Genomic DNA, 17497 nt, shown 5'->3' with positions numbered 1-17497 from the left:
CCGCTACCTCCCCGGAATCAGCGAGTGGTTCCGGGGAGGAGCGCGCGCAGGTGGTCCGTCAGGTCGGCGGGGATCTGGTGGCCGAGCGCGGGCAGCTTGTCGATGGAGAGACCGAAGGCGGTGAGCTGGGCGGCGGCTTCCTCCACGACCTCGAGCAGGTCGTCCTCGGTACCGACCAGAATGCTTGCCGGGGATAGCGGCAGCTGAGCCTCCGCCGGCAACTCCCGCAGGGCCGGAGCCAGTACTACGACGCCTGCCGCTCGCTCGGGTTGCCCGGTCAGCGCCCAGTCGAGCGCGACTCGACCACCGGCGGAGAAGCCGGCCGCGATCAGGGGGAGTCCACGGAGTTCCTCGGGTAGTTGAGCCAGAGCCCATGCGATGTCCTTCCTGGCTAGCTCAGGGTCCGGCCAGGTCCGGTACATCGGCGACATGAGCTGTGAGGACTCCACCCCGACCAGGGCATAGCCAAGCTCGAGCACCCCGGCCCAGTCCCGCATCGCATGCCCAGCCCGCTGCCCAGCTCCGTGCAGCGCAACCACGACTCCGCAGAGTCGGCGGTCCGCCTCCGTCCCGCCCGCCTGCGCGGGGTCGCTCGACCCTTGCGGGAGCTGGACGAGCGGCGGATCCACTGACGTCACCCGGCGGGCTCGGGAGGTCTCCAGGATCTGCTGGAAGGCCGGCAGGTATTGGAGGGCGGCCAGGTCGCCGTCATCGGTGAGGATCTCCTCGGCCCACCAGGCTCCCTTGGCGCTCGCCTGTTGCAGCGTCGTGAGCGCCTCGGCCGTCTCGTGGAGGGAGCCGAGGAGACAGGCGCGCAGGTGGGCCAGCTCGGCGGCCCACGGCTCCAGGTCCGGGTCGGCGGCGTCCAGCAGGTCGAGGGCGACCGGCTGCAGGCCTTCGTCGTACAGGGCGGCAACGCGGTCGGTCAGGCGGTCGTAGCGGTCCTCGGCAGTCTCCACACCGGCGATCTTGCCATATATGTAGACGCCTACGTAGAGATGTGCGTATAGTTCTACGTCGGAGGAGACATCATGCCGAACAAGACGATCTACGTTTCCGATGACGACCTGGCGCTCTACAAGCGGGCCCAGGAACTCGCCGGAAACCTGTCCCAGGCCATCTCGACCGCGCTCCGACGGTACGTCGAGATGGAAGAGGGCCGACTCGAGGGCTTCGACGAGATCACCGTCCGGGTCGGGCGCGGGGCGGGCCGCAAACAGCGGTTCTCCGGCGTCTTGCTGGCCGAGGGCGGGCGGTCGAACAAGAACGGCTACGAGGCCTTCAAGGTCTACCGCAGCCGGACCGGGAAGTTCGTCCTCTATGCCGACCGGAGCAACCTGTACAGCCAGGCCGGCACGGTCGACGGCGAGCCGCAGGACCTGACCGGCTGGCGCAGCTGGATCGGCAGTTTCAGCAGCAACCAGACCTGGAGCATGGCCCAGGGCGAGGCGACGCTGCACATCGTGGAGACGGTGGAAGAGCTCCGGGACCTGATCCCGGAAGACCTCTACACCCTGGTCGAGGAGGCGGCGGACCAGCCGACCGTGGAGGACCTCGACATCTGACCACTCGCACCAACTGAACATCTCCCCAGCGGCGGCGGCTCCTGAGCCGGCCGGCTGGATCCGCACGCCCTGACGCTCCTCCTCCCACACGTTCAAGCCACCTGGGCCAGGTTCACCCTGCCCGAAAACAAGCGAGGACCCATGAACAGCTCAACCCCGGCGCTCGACGTCACCGGCCTGCGCAAGGCCTACGGCGACCACCTCGTGCTCGACGGCATCGACCTGAACGTTGCCGAAGGCACCATCTTCTCCCTGCTCGGCCCGAACGGCGCGGGCAAGACCACCGTGGTCCAGATCCTGTCCACCCTGATCACCGCCGACGCGGGCCGGATCCGGGTCGCCGGACACGATCTGAGCCAGGACCCCGAAGCGGTCCGGTCGGCGATCGGTGTCACCGGTCAGTTCTCCGCGGTCGACGGCCTGCTGACCGGCGCCGAGAACCTGATCATGATGGCCGACCTGTACCACCTGGGCCGCGCCGAAGGACGCCGCCGGGCAGCGGAACTGCTCGAGCAGTTCGACCTGGTCGAGGCCGGAAAGAAGCCGGCGATGACGTACTCCGGTGGCATGAAGCGCCGGCTCGACCTGGCGATGACGCTGGTCGGCAACCCGCGGATCATCTTCCTGGACGAGCCGACGACCGGGCTGGACCCGCGCAGCCGGCACAACATGTGGCAGATCATCCGCGAACTCGTCGCCGGGGGTGTCACAGTCCTCCTCACCACGCAGTACCTGGAGGAGGCAGACCAGCTCGCGGACCAGATCGCGGTACTGGACCACGGCAAGCTGGTTGCCCAGGGCACCCCGGAGCAACTGAAGCGGCTCGCACCGGGAGGACACGTCCGGCTCCGGTTCAACGCACCCGACGAATTCGCCCTCGCGGCCCAGGTACTGCAGCCGACTACTCGCGACGACGAGGCCCTGGTCCTCCAGGTGCCGAACGACGGCAGCGTGCAGGCCTTGCGCTCTCTACTGGCCCGCCTGGACGACGCCTCCCTCGAAGTAGACGAACTGACCGTCCACACCCCTGACCTGGATGACGTGTTCTTCGCCGTCACCGGCCAACCCACCAGCACCGACAACCAGAAGGTGAGCAGCAAATGAGCACCGCGAGCTACCCCTTGGCCGACACCGCCACGATGTTGCGCCGCAACCTGCGGCATGCCCAGCGGTACCCCGGTCTGTCGCTCGGCGCGCTCGGGATGCCGGTCATCATGATGCTGCTGTTCGGGCTGGTCTTCGGCAAGACCTTCTCGGCCGGGATCGGCGGCGGCGGCTTCGACTACATCGACTTCCTCACCCCCGGCATCCTGTTGATGTCGATCGCGTCCGGAACGATGTCGCCCGCGGTCGGCGCCGCGATGGACGTCTCCGACGGCATCGTCGCCCGGTTCCGGACGATGGCGATCTTCCGGCCGGCGGTACTGACCGGGCACGTGCTGGGCAACGTGATCCTGACGATCGTCAGCCTGGTCCTGGTGGTCGGCTTCGCTGTCGCAATCGGGTTCCGCCCGAACGCGTCGGTCGTCGACTGGCTGCTGGCCGCCGGCCTGCTGATCGCGCTGACCGTCGCCCTGACCTGGTTCGCGATCGCCCTGGGGCTGACCAGCAAGACGGCCGAGGGCGCGAGCAACATCGTCCTGCCGATCAGCCTGCTGCTGCCCTTCCTCAGCAACACCTTCATCCCGCTGGACGCGATGCCGAGCGGCATCCGCTGGTTCGCCGAGTACCAGCCGTTCACCGCTGTCATCGACACGCTGCGCCATCTGCTCCTAGGAATGCCGATGGACAGCGGCACCGGCTGGCTGGCCGTCGCCTGGTGCGTGGCCATCGCGCTGGTCGGCTACTTCTGGGCCCAGAAGAGCTACAACAAGGGCACCGCCGCCTGAAATCGATGGGTTTGAGCGATCGCTCAAAACTGGGTCTATGCTGACAAGCATGACGCCGCCACCGGACCCACCCACGCCCGATCGCCCAGACCCGGCCGACCCCCACCCGGTCGACCCCCACCCGATCGATCGCCAGCTCGACCATGGCCCGACGTACCCGGCGCCCGAACCGGCCCCGGCCCCCCGACCAGGGGGCCGGGGCGGTCGGGTTGCCGCGCTTGGGATCGTTGCGGTGACCGGGGTGACCGCCCCGTTTCTGCTCGTCCGATCCGGCCACCTGGACACCGCCGCGCTCTTCGTCGGGGTGCCGCTGGTACTGGCGGTGATCCTCGCCCTCGCTCCACCGGCCAAGAGCCTGCACGGGCTGACCTTTCGGCTCGTCACCTTCGGGTTGCTGATCACCTCAGCCTTCCTGCACGAGGGTGCCGCCTGCGTCCTGATGGCCTCGCCGCTCGTGTACGGCGTCGGTCACGCCGTCGCCGAGCTCGTTCGACAGGCCCGCGAGTACGGCGAACGCCGCCGCGCCGCGCTCGCGCTACTACCGCTCCTGCTGCTCGCCAGCCTGGAAGGCACCGCCTATCGGGTCGACCCGGTCCAGACCGTGACGACGGAGCGCATGGTCGCGATGTCGCCGCGGCAGGTCGAGCAGAGCTTGCAACGCGGCCCGGACTTCTCAGCGCGGCGGCCGTTCCTGCTCAGGTTCAGTGGCTATCCCACCCCGACCGCATCGAGTGGCGACGGGCTCGCCGTCGGGACCAGGTGGACGTTCACGATGGCCGGCGGCCCGATCGTCACCGAGGTCAGTGTCCGGGACAGCCGCCGGATCGAGTTCAAGGTCGTTTCGGACCAGTCGAAGACGCAACGCTGGCTCAGCTGGCAACGAGCGGTTGTCCAGCTGACTCCGCAGGCGGACGGCGAGACCGCGGTGAAGCTCGAGCTCTCGTTCACCCGGAGGCTCGACCCGAGCTGGTACTTCGGCCCGATCGAGGCGGCGATGGTGGGCGCCGGTCTCGACCACTTCGCCGACTCACTCGGGCTATGACCGAGACCGCCCTGCTGCGCTGGCTCTGCCTGGCCATTCCGATCGGGCTGGCGCTCATCCTGTGGCGGCGGCCCGACCGAAGGACGGCAGGTGCGGCTCTGCTGTCCTTCCTGACCGCCTTCGTTGCCGTCGGCGCGGCCAACAAGGTTGCGCTGGCTGCTGGGTGGTGGCGGTTCACATTGACTGACGGACTCTTTCTGGGCATCCCACTAGATCTCTGGCTCGGCTGGGCTGTCCTCTGGGGACCGGTATCGCTTCTACTCCGCCGCCGCCCGCCCATCTGGGCCTTAGTGCTCGCCTACGGCTGGCTGGACGTCCTACTCATGCCCCGGCTCGATAGCCTCATCCAGCTAGATCCGCATTGGCTGTACGGCGAACTGCTCGCGCTCCTGCTCGGAGTGCCACCCGCCTTGCTCCTAGGCAGGTGGACCATCGACCAGCGGCAGCTCACTGGTCGAGCGCTCCTGCAACTGTTCACCTTCACCGGGCTGGCCCTCTGGCTGCTCCCGTCAGCGGTGATGGCCCGTGGCGACGGCAGCTGGAGTCACCTGGTCGACGACCCCCTGTGGCGGAGCTCCACTGTCCTGCAATTGATGGCGCTGGCCGCGGTACCGGCCTTGTCGGCGATGACCGAGTTCGCCAGCCGTGGTCGCGGTACGCCGTACCCGTGGGATCCCCCGAGTGAGCTGATCACCACGGGTCCCTACGCCTACGTGGCCAACCCGATGCAGCTCTCGGCAGTACTGATGCTGGCGCTGCTGTCCGTCGGAACCCACAGCTGGTCCCTGGTGGCGGCGACTGTCGGGGCTGTGGCGTTCGGTCGCTTCGTAGCGGACCCGCACGAGCGCAGTGACCTCGTAAGCCGCTTGGGACCGCAGTGGCTGGCCTATGACGCCGAGGTACGGCCGTGGCGAGTCAGGCGCACGCCATACGCGGCAGAACCGGCTGCGCTCTATCTATCGGACACCTGCATCATTTGCCGGCAGACGAGGGCTCTAGTTGAGTGCACCAACCCACGGGACCTCAACATCCGTGCCGCCGAGGGATATACGGTGGCGGGGCTGCGCCGGGCTCTGTACGTGGGACCGGACGACTTGCAGGCCAGCGGTCTGGCTGCTGTGGCCCGTGGGCTGGAGCACAGTGGTCCGGGATGGGCGTATCTAGGCTGGTCGATCAGGTTGCCGGTGGTCCGTCCGATGCTGCAGTTGCTGGTCGACGGGATGGGTGGTGGACCGCGGCAACTGCCGACGGCGAAGGAGACGTGATGGCGAAGGACACCAGGGCTGGTCTGCTGAACGCTGCGCTGCAGACCATCGGTGAGCTCGGTTTCGCAGGTGCTTCCGCCCGGCACATCGCCACGGCCGCCGGGCAGAACCAGGCGCTGGTGTTCTACCACTTCGGCACGGTCAACGACCTGATTGCCGAGGCCTGCCGGACCAGTACCGAGCAACGGGTCGCGCTGTACCGGGACGAGTTCGACAAGGCGAGTACGTTCGCCGAGCTGCTCACGGTCGGGCGGCGGGTGCACGTCACGGAGCATGCGGAGGGCAACGTCGCGGTACTGGCCCAGTTGCTCGCCGGTGCGCGCGGCAACGAAGTCGTGGCGGCGGCGGTCGCCGATGCGATCAACCTCTGGGTGGCCGAGGTGGAGAAGACACTGCATCGAGTGCTCGCCGACAGCCCGTTGCTCCCGCTGATCGACCTGGGTGGTCTGGCCAGGGCGATCTCGGCGGGATTCGTCGGCATCGAGCTGCTCGATGGGATCGACCCGGCCGGCGCCACCCGCGCACTTGGGTCGCTCGAGCAGCTCGCAGTACTGACCGAGACCCTGCTGACCGAGCTGGACAACCTCGGCCCGGTCACCAGCCGCGTCGTCCGGCGGAAGCTGCGGCCGCTCAGCCCCTGAGCCTCAGATCAGGGCCGCGGCGCCGAGGTTGTTGGCCCTGGAGTCGATGTGGCGGGGGACCGTCACATTGCAGTCCGGGTTGGTGATCGGCGGGCCGGCCACCACGCGGAGCGGGATCAGACCGGTCCAGTGCGGGAGGTCGAGGTCTTCCTCGTCGTCGTTGGCCGCGCCGGAGCGGGACTTAACCGAGGCCTCGGTGAGGGAGAGTGCCAGGACCGACGTCTTGGCCAGCTCCTTGCGGTTCGGTGGGCGGACCTCGGTGGAGCGGCCGGGGACGAGGTGGTCGACGATCCGGTTGAGCCCGTGCAGCTTCTCGTCCGCGTCGGTGAGCAGCCGGGGGACGCCGAAGATGACCGCCGAGCGGTAGTTCACCGAATGGTGGAAGGCGGACCGGGCGAGCACCAGGCCGTCGGTGTGGGTGATCGTGACGCAGATCGTCTGGTCGGGCGAGGCGACCACGCTCCGAGCGGCCACCGAGCCGTGCAGGTAGAGGGTGCCGTCGGCGCCGGCGTCGAAATCGACCCCGTAGGCGGTGGGCAGGACGAGCGGCGTTCCGTCGACGATCACGCCGAGGTGGCAGAACATGCCGTCGAGCAGGACTTCACGCAGAGCGCTGCGTTCGGTCGCGGCGCGTTCCTTCTCCCGGCGCAGCTTCGTCCGGGTGGTCGGGGAGAGCGGTGTGGTGGTCATGTTTCCAGCTTGACGGCTCAGTGGCATGCTGGCACGGTCCATTCCCGCCCGAGTCAGGTAGTCCACTTGCAGAGCTCACTCCCGCTCGTGCTGAGCCGCGGCGGCACCGGCCCGCTGCACCTGCAGTTGGCCGAGCAGTTCCGCGCGGCGATTCGTGACGGGCGCCTGCAGGCAGGGCATCGGCTGCCGTCCACCCGGGACCTGGCGAAGGACCTATCCGTGTCGCGTTCGGTGGCACAGGCGGCGTACGACCAATTGCACGCCGAGGGGTGGATCGCGGGGCGTACCGGGTCGGGGACCTACGTGGCGGACGTAGTACCGCTGCAGCCTGTACTACGTCCGCGGGCGCGCCCGACCGAGCCCGCCGACGAGGAACTCCTCACGCTTCGCCCAGGCATCCCGTACGTCGGCCCGACGGCAGACGCTGGCTGGAGGCGAGCGTGGCGGGAGGTGGCGTCCCAACCACCTGCGCGTGGCTACGACCACCCCGCTGGTCTACCGGAACTGCGGGCAGCGCTCGTCGAGCATGTCGGTCGGGTCCGCGGCATCTCCTGTGGACCCGAGAACGTGATGATCACCAACGGCACGATGCACGGACTCCATCTGCTGCTGACGGTCCGTGGCACGCCTGGTGAACGCTTCGCCGTCGAGGACCCCGGCTACATCAGCGCGGCGATCACTGCCCGCCAGCACGGGCTCGAGGTGGTGGACATCCCGGTCGACGAGGACGGCCTGGTGGTCTCCGAGCTCGACACCGGCCTCGCCGCCGTCTACGTCACGCCGTCGCATCAGTACCCGCTCGGCGGCCGGCTACCTGTTGCCCGGCGCAACGAGTTGATCCGCTGGGCCCGGCGTACCGGGGCGACCCTGATCGAGGACGACTACGACAGCGAGTTCCGGTACGACGTAGCGCCGCTCCCCGCCCTTGCCCAGCTCGACCTCGATCGCGTCGTCCACCTGGGCACGCTCTCCAAGCTGATCAGCCCGTCCCTGCGACTCGGCTGGCTCGTCGCCTCCGCCGAGACGGTCGACCAGCTTGCGACGTACCGGGAAGAAGCCAACGACTGGCCGGCCTGGCCGATCCAGTCCGCCTTCTACGCCATGCTCCGCGACGGCTACCTGGACCAGATCATCCGCCGATCGAAACGCCTGTACTCCGAACGCCGCAACCACACCTGTGCCGTCCTGGAGCCGTACGGCCAGATCGTCGGCCAGGACGCGGGCCTCCACATCACCCTGCTCCTCCGCCCAGGAGCAGACGACCTGGCCATCGCCGCGGCGGCCCGAGCGGCCGGCGTACTCGTCGCCCCCCTCTCCGACTACCGCCGCTCCATCCCCGGCCCCCCAGGCCTGGTGATCGGCTACGCCACCCCCACCGACGAAAACTTCCACCAGGCCCTGACAATCCTCTGCGAAGTCCTCACCCGCCGGTGAGGGGGTCTAGGTCGGCTACTACGCCCCAGCGGAAGTTCACTGGGTCGGGGAAGGTGCCGTTGACCTTGCCCAGGTTCTGGATGACCGTGGCGGTGCCGTTGGCGTGGCTGACGGCGTAGGTGTAGCCGGACTTGGTGGTCTGGTCGATGCCGAGCAGCAGGGTGCCTGAGGCGCCGCACTTGTTGGCGATCAGCTTTTCGAAGCCGCCCCAGCCGGAGGGACGGACCTTGGTGACGATCGGCTTCATCGGCGTGGTGGCGGGGATCTTGATCGTGTAGAGGGCGCCGCCGCTGAGGTTGGCCAGGAACGTGTCGTAGGTGGCGGTCTTGCCGATCAGTGCCATCGACTTCACCGACGGGAAGCCGGCGGTGGATCCGGTCGAGCGCCACGACCCGCCCGAGGTGTTCCAGCGGAACAGGGTTCCGTCACTCCGCAGCCCGTACGCCGTGTGGCGCTGGGCGTTGCCTGCGATGTACACCGAGGTCTCGAGCGCCTTGAAGTTCGTCCAGCCGCCGCCGATCCTGGTCAGCGAGTTGGGCGTGGAGGTGTCGATCTCACCGGTGCCGTCCTGCGAGTACGAGTGCGAGTAGAGGCCGTCGCCCTGCAGCACATAGCCGAAGATGTCCAGGCCCGCGATGTTCGGCTCGCTGATGAAGTAGGAGCTGACCCGCACCTTGCCCGGCTGGTACACCCCATGGGCGATGTTGGACGGGGTTTTGACCGGCGGAAGGCCGCCGACCGTGCTGGTGGTTTGCGCACCGGCCGCCGTAACCGATCCGGCGCTCAGCCGGCAGGCTGCGGCGGCACTCGTCGCGGACGTTTTCGCAGCCTGCGCGGGTGCCGCCAGCGCTGCGGTGGTCAACGCGGCCACACCAGCCAGCGCCAACCCGGTACGGAAGAGCTTTCGTCCAGTCACAGTTCGTCCCCTTGTGGTCGTCATCGCGTCTATCGCTTTCATACCTCTAGATGCGGTGTGGACCAGAAAGGTTAGGGCGTTGCCGGATTGCGTTTCCGTGGCGGCTGGACGACGGGTTGGTCACCGTTCCAGGTGAGCTCGGACAGCCACATCGTGCGGCCGGGCGGGTCGACACCGACCAGCGCCGGATCCCACGCGTGGTAGACGAACCAGTAGCGGCCGTCCTTGACCAGCACCATGTTGTGGCCCGGGCCGGCCGCGTCGTCGGAGGTGGTGAGGATGGGATCACCCGACTTCACGCAGGGGCCGGCCGGGGTCTCGCAGAGCGCATGGCCAACGGCATACTCCGCCCTGTCGTAGGCGTTGGCCGAGTAGAACAGATGGAACTTGCCGTTGCGCTCGACAACGTACGGCGCCTCGACCAGGTTGCCCTCCCACGGCAGGGTCTGCTTGATCAGCCGCGTCGTCTCGCCGGTCAGCGTCAGCCCGTCCGGCGACAGCCGGGAGACGTAGATCCAGGTGTCGGCGCCGATCGCGTTGCCGTCGTTCTTCCAGTAGATCCAGCGCTGCCCAGAAGAGTCCTGGAACGGGCTCGCGTCGATCGAACCACCCTCGTCCACCTGACAGATCAACGGTTTACTCGATTTGTCGACAAATGGACCTTTGGCTGTCGCCGCCACCGCGACGCTCACACACTGCCGCCCCGACGCATCGTCAGAAGTCGTGTAATACATGACGAAACGATCAGTTCCCTGTACTGCGACCTCCGGTGCCCAGACCTTCCCAGCAGACGTCCAATCCGGCAGCGACGGCAACGCATCGCCCACCTGCTCCCAGTCGACCAGGTCGGTCGACGTCAGCGTCTGCACATTGCCGAGCGGCCCGTTCGTCGCGTACGCGTAGTACTGCGAACCCACCGCGACCACCTGCGGATCGGCGAAGTTCCCGTCGTACACCGGATTCGTGAAACCCATCGTCGTCCCTTCAGGCGGAGCAGGAGCGCTGCCGGGGTTGCTGCACCCCGCCACTAGGAGCACAAGCAGCAGCAACCCCGGCCAGCGCGGCATCACTTGCTCGCGTAGAACCGCAAATAGTCGAACGTGGCCACCGGTGGCGGGTTGGACCCGGTCTGGTCGCCATGCGCATACAGACCCAGCTTCGGCGTCGTCCCGGCCGGCAGCACCCAGGAGGCGCCCCAGGTCCACTTCGACCCGTCGGTACTCGTCCCCGCCCGGTACACATGCTCGCCGGCCGCATTGCGGTGATAGGCCAGCCGCATCCACATCGTCGGCGCCGAGCGCCCGATCGCTGCCCCGCCGTAGCTGGTCGCGCCGTCGGAGGGCCGTGCCACCAACTCGCGGCCGAACTCGGTCTGCCGCGTCCGCCAGATCGACACGTCGCCGAGCCGGGCAAAGTCGTCGTCGTTCAGATACGCGATCATCCCGGCCTGCTGGTAGTTGCGGATGTCGCCCTCACCGAGGTCGAGGTGCAGCTTCGTCTCCGCGATCCAACTGTCGGTGGCCGGCGTCTGGTGGAAGAGCAGGCCGGCGTTGTTGCCCGACCCGACCAGATCGGTGTTCTGCACCGGCCACGACAGGTTGCCGTTAGCAACAACCGCCCGCTCGTCCGGTCGCACCCACGACCATTGGTCACCAAGCGCCGAGCCGTTGAACTCGTCTCCGGCCAGCAACTTCCCAGCCACCGGTACCGCGGCGGCGCGGCGTACCGGCTCGGCCACGGGACGTACGGTCAGGTTGTCCACCTCGGCCGTCCCCAGCCAACTCACCGGCGCCGACCGGACCGTCAGCCCGCGAATCTCGAGCTGCGCCTCCGCGTACAGGTCGCCGAGCCCCGCGTCGTTCAGCCGCGCGGTCACCTTGCTGCCGGAGACCTCCACGATGAGGTTGTTCCACTGCGACCGATCGAAGTCGGCAGGCAGCGGAGCACTCGCGGTACGCCCACCGGCCACGACGCTGAGCTTGGTCGCACCAACGGTGACCACCACGGCACCGCCGCCCAACACGGTGGTGAAGCTCTTGCCGAGCTTGACGTTGGCCTCGACCCGTACCGATCCACTAGGCGCGGATTGCCGTGTCGTCGCCGCTCCACGGATGGACGCGGTCGGCCCACCAAGCGAGTCACCAGCCAGCCTGGTCGCACCCCAGAGACCGCCCGCGGGGTCGGTGGAGTTGATCCCCAGACCTGAGCCGGTCGTCGGTGCAGGCTGCGGGGTGTCCGATGGACCGGCACCGGCCCGGGTGCGCGGCCAGCCGTCGATCCAGTCGATGTCGTCGATCAGCATCGGCCGGCGGTTGATCCCGAACGGGTCGGTCAGCCACGGCGTCCCGCGGTCGATCGCGTGGTAGACGATGTGGTCCTGCCCGGCCGCGTCGGTGATGAAGGCGTGGTGGCCCGGACCGATCCACTTGTTGCCGTTCTGGGTGATCACGGTCGTACCGCCGACCCGCGACTCGTTGAGGCTGGCCCCGTCCTTGTCGAGGAACGGTCCCTTCGGCGAGCGCGAGCGGCCGGCGAACACGGAGTACCCGGTGGTCGGTCCGGCGCAGCAGTTGCTGGACGAGCCCATGAAGTAGTACCAGCCGTTGCGATAGACGACGTACGAGCCCTCGTACCGGTCGCCGATGGTGACCTGCGTCGGCGTACCGACAGCGTGCAGGCCGTCGGGGGAGAGCTCGGTGACCGAGATGCCGCCGTAGAAGCCGCCGGAGTACATGTACCGCTTGCCGTCGGCCGCGGTCAGCATGGCCGGGTCGATGTTGCCGAAGTAGCCGCCGTTGCCGTCGGGCTTCGGGGCGACCACCGGGCCGTCGGTGGCGGTCCACGGCCCACTCGGCGTGGGCGCGGTGGCGACGCCGATCGCCGGATCGCCGCCGGGGTTGGCCGCGGTGTCGGTGACGGTGAAGTACATGACGTACCGGCCACCGAAGTACCGGATGTCGGGTGCCCAGAAGAACGAGCCGGGCGCCGCCCAGGCGGGTTTGGTGGCGTCGGTGAAGACGGTGCCGAGGTACTCCCAGGAGCCGAAGTCCTTGGTCCTGGCCATGTGCATCAGGCCGAACGGGCCGTTGGCAACCAGGGGATCGGAGGTGGCGTAGGCGTACCAGTAGCCGTCGCGGCCCTGGATGATCGACGGATCGGCGAAGGTGTCGGCGAAGGATGACGAGATCGGGTTCTGCGTGGTGACAGGCGCGGGTGGCGCCGCGGCGGCCGTAGTACCGGTGGCCACCGCGGCGACGGCGAGAACTGCCGCGAACAAACGTCTAGGAGGCACGGGCGGGGTTCCTCTCTGAGCAGGGGATCATCAGCCTTTGATGCCGCTGCGGGCGACACCTTCGATGACGTAGCGCTGGACGAACACGTAGAGGATCAGGACCGGTACGGCGGCGACGGTCGCGCCGGCCATGATCACCGGGTAGTCGGTCGTGTAGGCGCCCTGCAGCAGGCTGAGACCGGCCGGCAGGGTGAGGCGTTCGGGGCTGAACAGCACGAAGAGCGGCCAGATGAAGTCGTTCCAGTTGGTCAGGAACGACAGTACGGTCAGGGTGGCCAGCGCGGGTTTGGCGTTCGGCAGGATGATCCGGGTGAAGATCGTCCAGGTGTTCGCGCCGTCGATCAGCGCGACCTCCTCGAGCTCCTTCGGGATGGCCTGGAAGAACTGCCGCATGAAGAACACCCCGAAGGCACCGGCCGCGCCCGGCACCACCAGTGCCCACAGCGTGTCCAGCCAGCCGAGGTTGTCCATCAGCAGGTAGTTCGGCATCAGGAAGACGAAGCTCGGGATGAACAGCGTCGTCAGGATGAACGAGAAGATGAAGTTCTTGAACCGGAAGTCCATCCGGGCCAGCGCGTAGCCGGCCATCGAGGCCACCACGACCACCAGGACCGCGTGCATCGTCGCCGCGGCGAAGCTGTTCAGCGCCCAGCGCAGGACCGGGTTCTGGCCGCCGGTGGTGAGGATCTCCCCGAACGCGCGTCCGCTCGGGTCCTGGGGGACCAGCGTCGGCGGGTCGGCCTGCGACTCACCGATGGTCTTGACCGAGGTGATCACCATCCACAACAACGGCAGGACCACCAGTAGGGTGAGCAGTACGACCATCACCCAGAACGCCGCGGACGGCCGGCGTCTCATGACTCACGCTCCCTCATCAGCCGGAACGTGATCAGCGCGACGATCGACAGGCAGATCGCCAGCACGTAGCTCATCGCCGAGGCCTGCCCCATCCGGAACTGGGCGAAGCCGGTGTCGGTGATCACCATCAGCGCCGTCGTGGTCGTGTCGCCCGGACCGCCCTGCGTGATCAGCAGTGCCTGGCCGAACATGTTGGCGCTGGCCAGCAGCGTGATGACGACGATGAAGACGGTGACCGGCCGCAGCCCCGGCAGAGTGACATGGCGGAACTGCTGCCAGGTGTTGGCGCCGTCGAGCTCGGCCGCCTCGTACTGGTCGGCCGGGATGTCCTGCAGCCCGGCCAGGTAGATGATCGCGTTGAAGCCGGCCGTCCACCACACGGTCACCGCGACCAGCGCGACGAAGGCCCACGGCTGCTCGGTGGTCCAGCCGATCTCGGAGATGCCGAAGACCCCGAGGAAGGCGTTCAGGATGCCGAAGGTGGTGTCCAGGATGTAGCGGAACATCAGGCCGATCACCGCCACCCCGAGCACGTACGGCGCGAAGTAGACGGCCCGGAAGAAGGTCCGGCCCGGGAACTTGCGGTTGAGCAGCACCGCCAGACCGAGCGGTACCGCCACCAGGAACGGCACCGACGCGATCGTGAAGATCCCGGTCGCCCGCATCCCGTGCCAGAACGGCTCGGCGGTGGCCGACAGCGGATCGAACAGGTCCTTGTAGTTCTGCAGCCCGACGAAAGGCTTGCCCGGCAGCTGGAAGTCCCAGTCGTGCAGGCTCATCCACAAGCCGAACACGGCCGGCCCGATGACGAACAACAGGAACAGCACCAGGTACGGCGCGAGGAACAGGTATGGCGTCGCGCGACCGTAGCCGCGGGCAGCGGTGGAGGCGTGGGCACGGTGTTTGCGCACCGTGCCCACCCCGGCCTCGACCGCCATCCTCAGGCCCCGTACTTCTTGCGGTTGGCCTCCAGGATCTTGTCCGCCCGGGCGGCCGCGTCGGACAGCGCCTTGGCCGGCTCGGACTTCAGCAGGACCGCCTCGTTGACCGCCTTGTTCAGCTCGGCCAGCGCGTCACCGATGCCGGGGACGGGCGGCGGGAAGTGCAGGTCGTCGATCTGCGTCGCCAGCGCGGCCTGGTCGGTGAGCGCCTTGAAGTCGGCCGACTCGCGCACCTGCTTGCGGGCCGGGACCTGACCGCCCTTGGCCCACTCCAGCGACTTCTGGCTGACGTAGTTGACGAAGACCCGGGCCGCGGTGGACTTGTTCTGGTCCGGCGTCTTCAGCTTCGGCAGGCAGAACTGGTGCGAGCCGGCCCAGGCCGCCTTCTTGCCACCGATGTTCGGCAGCGGCGCGACGCCCCACTCCAGGCCCTTCTTCTCCTTGAAGGTGTTGATGTTCCAGATCCCGTTCCAGACGAACGCGTTCTTGCCGTTCATCACCGCGATGTTGTCGGCGTCCTGGGCCACGTTCTTCGGGCTGTAGCCCTTCTTCACCAGGTCGGTGAACCAGCTCAGTGCCTTCACGCCGGGCTCGTCGGCCCACGCGGCCTTGCTGGCGTCGGCGTTGAACAGGTCGCCGCCGAACTGCCACAGCAGCGCCTCGACGGTCAGCGCGCCGGTGAACTGGAACGGTGTGGCCCAGTGACCCTGGATGCCCTTGCTCTTCAGGGCTTCCAGCGCCGCCATGTACGCGTCCGCGTCGGCCGGCGGCTTGGCCGGGTCGAGCCCGGCCTTGGTCATCAGCGTCTTGTTGTAGAAGAAGCCGAGCGGGTGGACGTCGAGCGGGATGCCGTACCGCTTGCCGTTGTACTCGCCGGCCTTCCAGACGACGTCCGCGAAGTCCTCCTGCTTGAGGTCCAGCGCCTTGGCGACGTCGTCGAGCGGCTCGATCACGTTCCGGGCGGCGTTGGTGGCCAGCGAGTCGACGTGCATGATCGCGACGGCCGGGCCGCGGCCGCTGCCGACGGCGGTGGGCAGCTTCGTGTAGTAGTCGGCCCACTGCATCACGGTCATCTTGACCTTGATGTTCTGGTGCTCGCTGTTGAACGAGTCGACGATCTTGCGCATGAACGGGCCGTCACCACCGGTGAACCCGTTCCAGAAGTCGAGCTCGACATTCGGTCCGTTGTAGCCCTTCGCGCCGCCGTCGCCGGTCGCGGGCGCCGCGCCGGGCTTGCCCGCCGATCCGGATCCGCACGCTGTCAGGACACCGGCCGCCCCCAGAGCGCCGATTCCGCCCAGCATCATTCGCCGGTTGATGGTGTTCACCGTGTACCTCCAGGGGAGAGCCTGATCATGTGCCACGACGCAGGAGGCAACGTGGCCGTACAGCTGTCGTTGATGACCTCGGTGCCGTCGATCCGCCGGGGCACCACCCGGTCGGGGTCCTCGGCGGTGTTGACCGCACTCCGGTCGTCGTCGTACAGGGCGAGGTGCTCGACCACTCGCAGACCGGGCCGCAGTGGCACCTCCAGGTCGACCTTGTCGGTCTCGCTTCGATTCACCACGAAGAGCACCACCTCACCGGTGGACTCCTCGTAGGTCGCTGTGCTCCACAGAGCCGGTACCCGCCCGTACGCCGGGGTATCGATCTCCGGGCCGGCCACCTCTGTGCGCAGTACCGTCGAGCCCGCGTACTTCGCGGTCAGCGCGAACGGGTGGAAGATCGTCTGCCGCCAGGCGCGACCGTCCGGCTCGGTCCGGATCGGGCCGATCACGTTGACCAGTTGCGCCAGGCAAGCGATCTTCACCCGGTCGGCGTGCCGGAGCAGCGTGATCAGCAGGCTGCCGACGACCACCGCGTCGTCGACGGTGTAGGTGTCCTCGATCAGCGGGCCGACCTCGCGGACGTCCAGCCCGAGCTCGCCCGGAAAGTCCTGCTGGCGCCAGACGTTCCACTCGTCGAACGACAGAGTGATCTCCTTGTCGCTGCGCTTGAGCGCCTTCACGTGGTCCGCGGTGGCGACGACCGAGTCGATGAACCGGTCCATGTCCTCGGCGGCGGCGAGGAAGCTCTGCTGGTCGCCGCCCTTCGGTTCGTAGTACGCGTGCAAACTGATGTGCTCGACCAGGTCGTAGGTGCGCTCCAGCACGGTCCGTTCCCAGTCACCGAACGTCTCCATGTGCCGGTTGCTCGATCCGCAGGCGACGAACTCGATGCCCGGATCGACGCGGCGCATGGCGTTCGCCGTCTCCTCGGCCAGCCGGGCGTACTCCTCGGCGGTCTTGTGGCCGATCTGCCAGGGGCCGTCCATCTCGTTGCCCAGGCACCAGACCTTGATCGCGTGCGGCTCAGGAGTGCCGTTGGCGACGCGGCGGTCCGCGGTCGCAGTACCGGCTGGGAGGTTGCAGTACTCGAGCAGCTCGACCGCCTCGGTGATGCCGCGGGTGCCGAGGTTGACCGCCCAGATCGGCTCGACGCCGGCCTTGCGGGACCAGGCAACGAACTCGTCGGTGCCGAACTGGTTCGGCTCGACTGCGCGCCAGGCCAGGTCGAGGCGCCGCGGCCGCTGGTCCTTCGGGCCGACGCCGTCCTCCCAGCGGTAGTTGGAGACGAAGTTGCCGCCCGGGTAGCGGACCGCGGTCACGCCCAGCTCGCGCACCAGCGCGAGCACGTCCTCGCGGAACCCGTCCGGGTCCGCCGTGGCGTGGCCCGGCTCGTAGATGCCGGTGTAGACACACCGCCCCATGTGCTCGACGAACGAGCCGAACAGGCGCCGGTCGAGGGCACCGACAACGAACGCGGGGTCGACCGCAAGACGCGCCACAGATCCTCCAGAGAAATCTCTACAACGATTAACCTGAGTTTTTACAACGATTGACATCGGCTGTAAAGAGCTGACCATTGACTCAACTGGTCCTGTCGCCGTCTTGTGACCGCACGAAGCGCGGCAGCGACATGACA

General features: G+C 67.9%; 16 protein-coding genes. 7 read left to right on the top strand and 9 right to left on the bottom strand.

Features of this window, described 5'->3' with window-relative positions; all coding sequences use genetic code 11:
* Nucleotides 1-17 precede the first annotated feature (17 nt).
* On the bottom strand, nt 18-959 hold the full coding sequence (locus ACIA12_RS21050) for an alpha/beta hydrolase (RefSeq protein ID WP_396368708.1): 942 nt from the start codon (nt 957-959) through the stop codon (nt 18-20).
* A gap of 72 nt (nt 960-1031) precedes the next feature.
* Here ACIA12_RS21050 and ACIA12_RS21045 point away from each other — a divergent pair, with 72 nt between their 5' ends.
* The 6 genes from ACIA12_RS21045 (at nt 1032) to ACIA12_RS21020 (ending at nt 6402) form a co-directional block, all read left to right on the top strand.
* Complete coding sequence (locus tag ACIA12_RS21045) at nt 1032-1565, top strand: EXLDI protein (RefSeq protein ID WP_396368707.1); 534 nt, start codon at nt 1032-1034, stop codon at nt 1563-1565.
* A gap of 141 nt (nt 1566-1706) precedes the next feature.
* Complete coding sequence (locus ACIA12_RS21040; RefSeq protein WP_396368706.1) at nt 1707-2669, top strand: ATP-binding cassette domain-containing protein; 963 nt, start codon at nt 1707-1709, stop codon at nt 2667-2669.
* On the top strand, nt 2666-3454 hold the full coding sequence (locus ACIA12_RS21035; protein WP_396368705.1) for an ABC transporter permease: 789 nt from the start codon (nt 2666-2668) through the stop codon (nt 3452-3454). Before ACIA12_RS21040 ends, ACIA12_RS21035 begins: the two co-directional genes overlap by 4 nt.
* Before the next feature lie 241 nt (nt 3455-3695).
* Nucleotides 3696-4496 (top strand): hypothetical protein, encoded by an 801-nt coding sequence (locus ACIA12_RS21030; RefSeq protein ID WP_396368704.1) that lies wholly within the window; start codon nt 3696-3698, stop codon nt 4494-4496.
* Complete coding sequence (locus ACIA12_RS21025) at nt 4493-5761, top strand: methyltransferase family protein (RefSeq protein WP_396368703.1); 1269 nt, start codon at nt 4493-4495, stop codon at nt 5759-5761. Before ACIA12_RS21030 ends, ACIA12_RS21025 begins: the two co-directional genes overlap by 4 nt.
* Nucleotides 5761-6402: a TetR/AcrR family transcriptional regulator gene (locus ACIA12_RS21020; RefSeq protein ID WP_396368702.1), complete on the top strand. Its 642-nt coding sequence runs from the start codon at nt 5761-5763 to the stop codon at nt 6400-6402. Before ACIA12_RS21025 ends, ACIA12_RS21020 begins: the two co-directional genes overlap by 1 nt.
* 3 nt (nt 6403-6405) lie before the next feature.
* On the opposite strand, the gene ACIA12_RS21015 is transcribed toward ACIA12_RS21020, so the two are convergent.
* Nucleotides 6406-7092 carry a pyridoxamine 5'-phosphate oxidase family protein gene (locus ACIA12_RS21015; protein ID WP_396368701.1) on the bottom strand — a complete coding sequence of 229 codons (687 nt, stop codon included), beginning with the start codon at nt 7090-7092 and terminating at the stop codon, nt 6406-6408.
* Between the two features lie 66 nt (nt 7093-7158).
* Between ACIA12_RS21015 and ACIA12_RS21010 the strand changes: the two genes are divergently transcribed.
* Nucleotides 7159-8526 carry a PLP-dependent aminotransferase family protein gene (locus tag ACIA12_RS21010; protein WP_396368700.1) on the top strand — a complete coding sequence of 456 codons (1368 nt, stop codon included), beginning with the start codon at nt 7159-7161 and terminating at the stop codon, nt 8524-8526.
* Here ACIA12_RS21010 and ACIA12_RS21005 read toward each other — a convergent pair.
* The 7 genes from ACIA12_RS21005 to ACIA12_RS20975 all read right to left on the bottom strand — a co-directional run bounded on the left by ACIA12_RS21005 (nt 8513) and on the right by ACIA12_RS20975 (nt 17360).
* Nucleotides 8513-9442: a hypothetical protein gene (locus ACIA12_RS21005; protein ID WP_396368699.1), complete on the bottom strand. Its 930-nt coding sequence runs from the start codon at nt 9440-9442 to the stop codon at nt 8513-8515. The two genes, ACIA12_RS21010 and ACIA12_RS21005, sit on opposite strands and share 14 nt — an antisense overlap.
* Before the next feature lie 71 nt (nt 9443-9513).
* Nucleotides 9514-10416 (bottom strand): glycoside hydrolase family 43 protein, encoded by a 903-nt coding sequence (locus ACIA12_RS21000; protein WP_396368698.1) that lies wholly within the window; start codon nt 10414-10416, stop codon nt 9514-9516.
* Nucleotides 10417-10508: 92 nt separating this feature from the next.
* A complete protein-coding gene (locus ACIA12_RS20995) occupies nt 10509-12734 on the bottom strand; it encodes a family 43 glycosylhydrolase (protein ID WP_396368697.1) in 2226 nt (741 codons plus the stop codon).
* Between the two features lie 30 nt (nt 12735-12764).
* Nucleotides 12765-13592, bottom strand: a complete 828-nt coding sequence (locus ACIA12_RS20990; RefSeq protein WP_396368696.1) for a carbohydrate ABC transporter permease — start codon at nt 13590-13592, stop codon at nt 12765-12767.
* Nucleotides 13589-14503, bottom strand: a complete 915-nt coding sequence (locus tag ACIA12_RS20985; protein WP_396368695.1) for a carbohydrate ABC transporter permease — start codon at nt 14501-14503, stop codon at nt 13589-13591. The genes ACIA12_RS20990 and ACIA12_RS20985 overlap by 4 nt, the downstream gene beginning before the upstream one ends.
* 29 nt (nt 14504-14532) lie before the next feature.
* Nucleotides 14533-15861 (bottom strand): ABC transporter substrate-binding protein, encoded by a 1329-nt coding sequence (locus tag ACIA12_RS20980; protein WP_396368694.1) that lies wholly within the window; start codon nt 15859-15861, stop codon nt 14533-14535.
* Nucleotides 15858-17360, bottom strand: a complete 1503-nt coding sequence (locus ACIA12_RS20975) for an alpha-N-arabinofuranosidase (protein WP_396368693.1) — start codon at nt 17358-17360, stop codon at nt 15858-15860. Before ACIA12_RS20975 ends, ACIA12_RS20980 begins: the two co-directional genes overlap by 4 nt.
* Nucleotides 17361-17497 lie beyond the last annotated feature (137 nt).

Origin of the sequence: Kribbella sp. NPDC051620, from assembly GCF_044453825.1 — a bacterium.
Classification (GTDB): Bacteria; Actinomycetota; Actinomycetes; order Propionibacteriales; family Kribbellaceae; genus Kribbella.
The sequence above is the reverse complement of the archived record's forward strand: the minus strand, read 5'-3'. Positions and strand labels throughout refer to the sequence as shown.

Excerpts from the sequence above, each read along its gene's own strand:
- ACIA12_RS21045 (WP_396368707.1), top strand. The coding sequence starts at position 1,032 with ATGCCGAACAAGACGATCTACGTTTCCGATGACGACCTGGCGCTCTAC.
- ACIA12_RS21040 (WP_396368706.1), top strand. The coding sequence starts at position 1,707 with ATGAACAGCTCAACCCCGGCGCTCGACGTCACCGGCCTGCGCAAGGCC.
- ACIA12_RS21035 (WP_396368705.1), top strand. The coding sequence starts at position 2,666 with ATGAGCACCGCGAGCTACCCCTTGGCCGACACCGCCACGATGTTGCGC.
- ACIA12_RS21025 (WP_396368703.1), top strand. The coding sequence starts at position 4,493 with ATGACCGAGACCGCCCTGCTGCGCTGGCTCTGCCTGGCCATTCCGATC.
- ACIA12_RS21020 (WP_396368702.1), top strand. The coding sequence starts at position 5,761 with ATGGCGAAGGACACCAGGGCTGGTCTGCTGAACGCTGCGCTGCAGACC.
- ACIA12_RS21015 (WP_396368701.1), bottom strand. The coding sequence starts at position 7,092 with ATGACCACCACACCGCTCTCCCCGACCACCCGGACGAAGCTGCGCCGG.
- ACIA12_RS21000 (WP_396368698.1), bottom strand. The coding sequence starts at position 10,416 with ATGGGTTTCACGAATCCGGTGTACGACGGGAACTTCGCCGATCCGCAG.
- ACIA12_RS20990 (WP_396368696.1), bottom strand. The coding sequence starts at position 13,592 with ATGAGACGCCGGCCGTCCGCGGCGTTCTGGGTGATGGTCGTACTGCTC.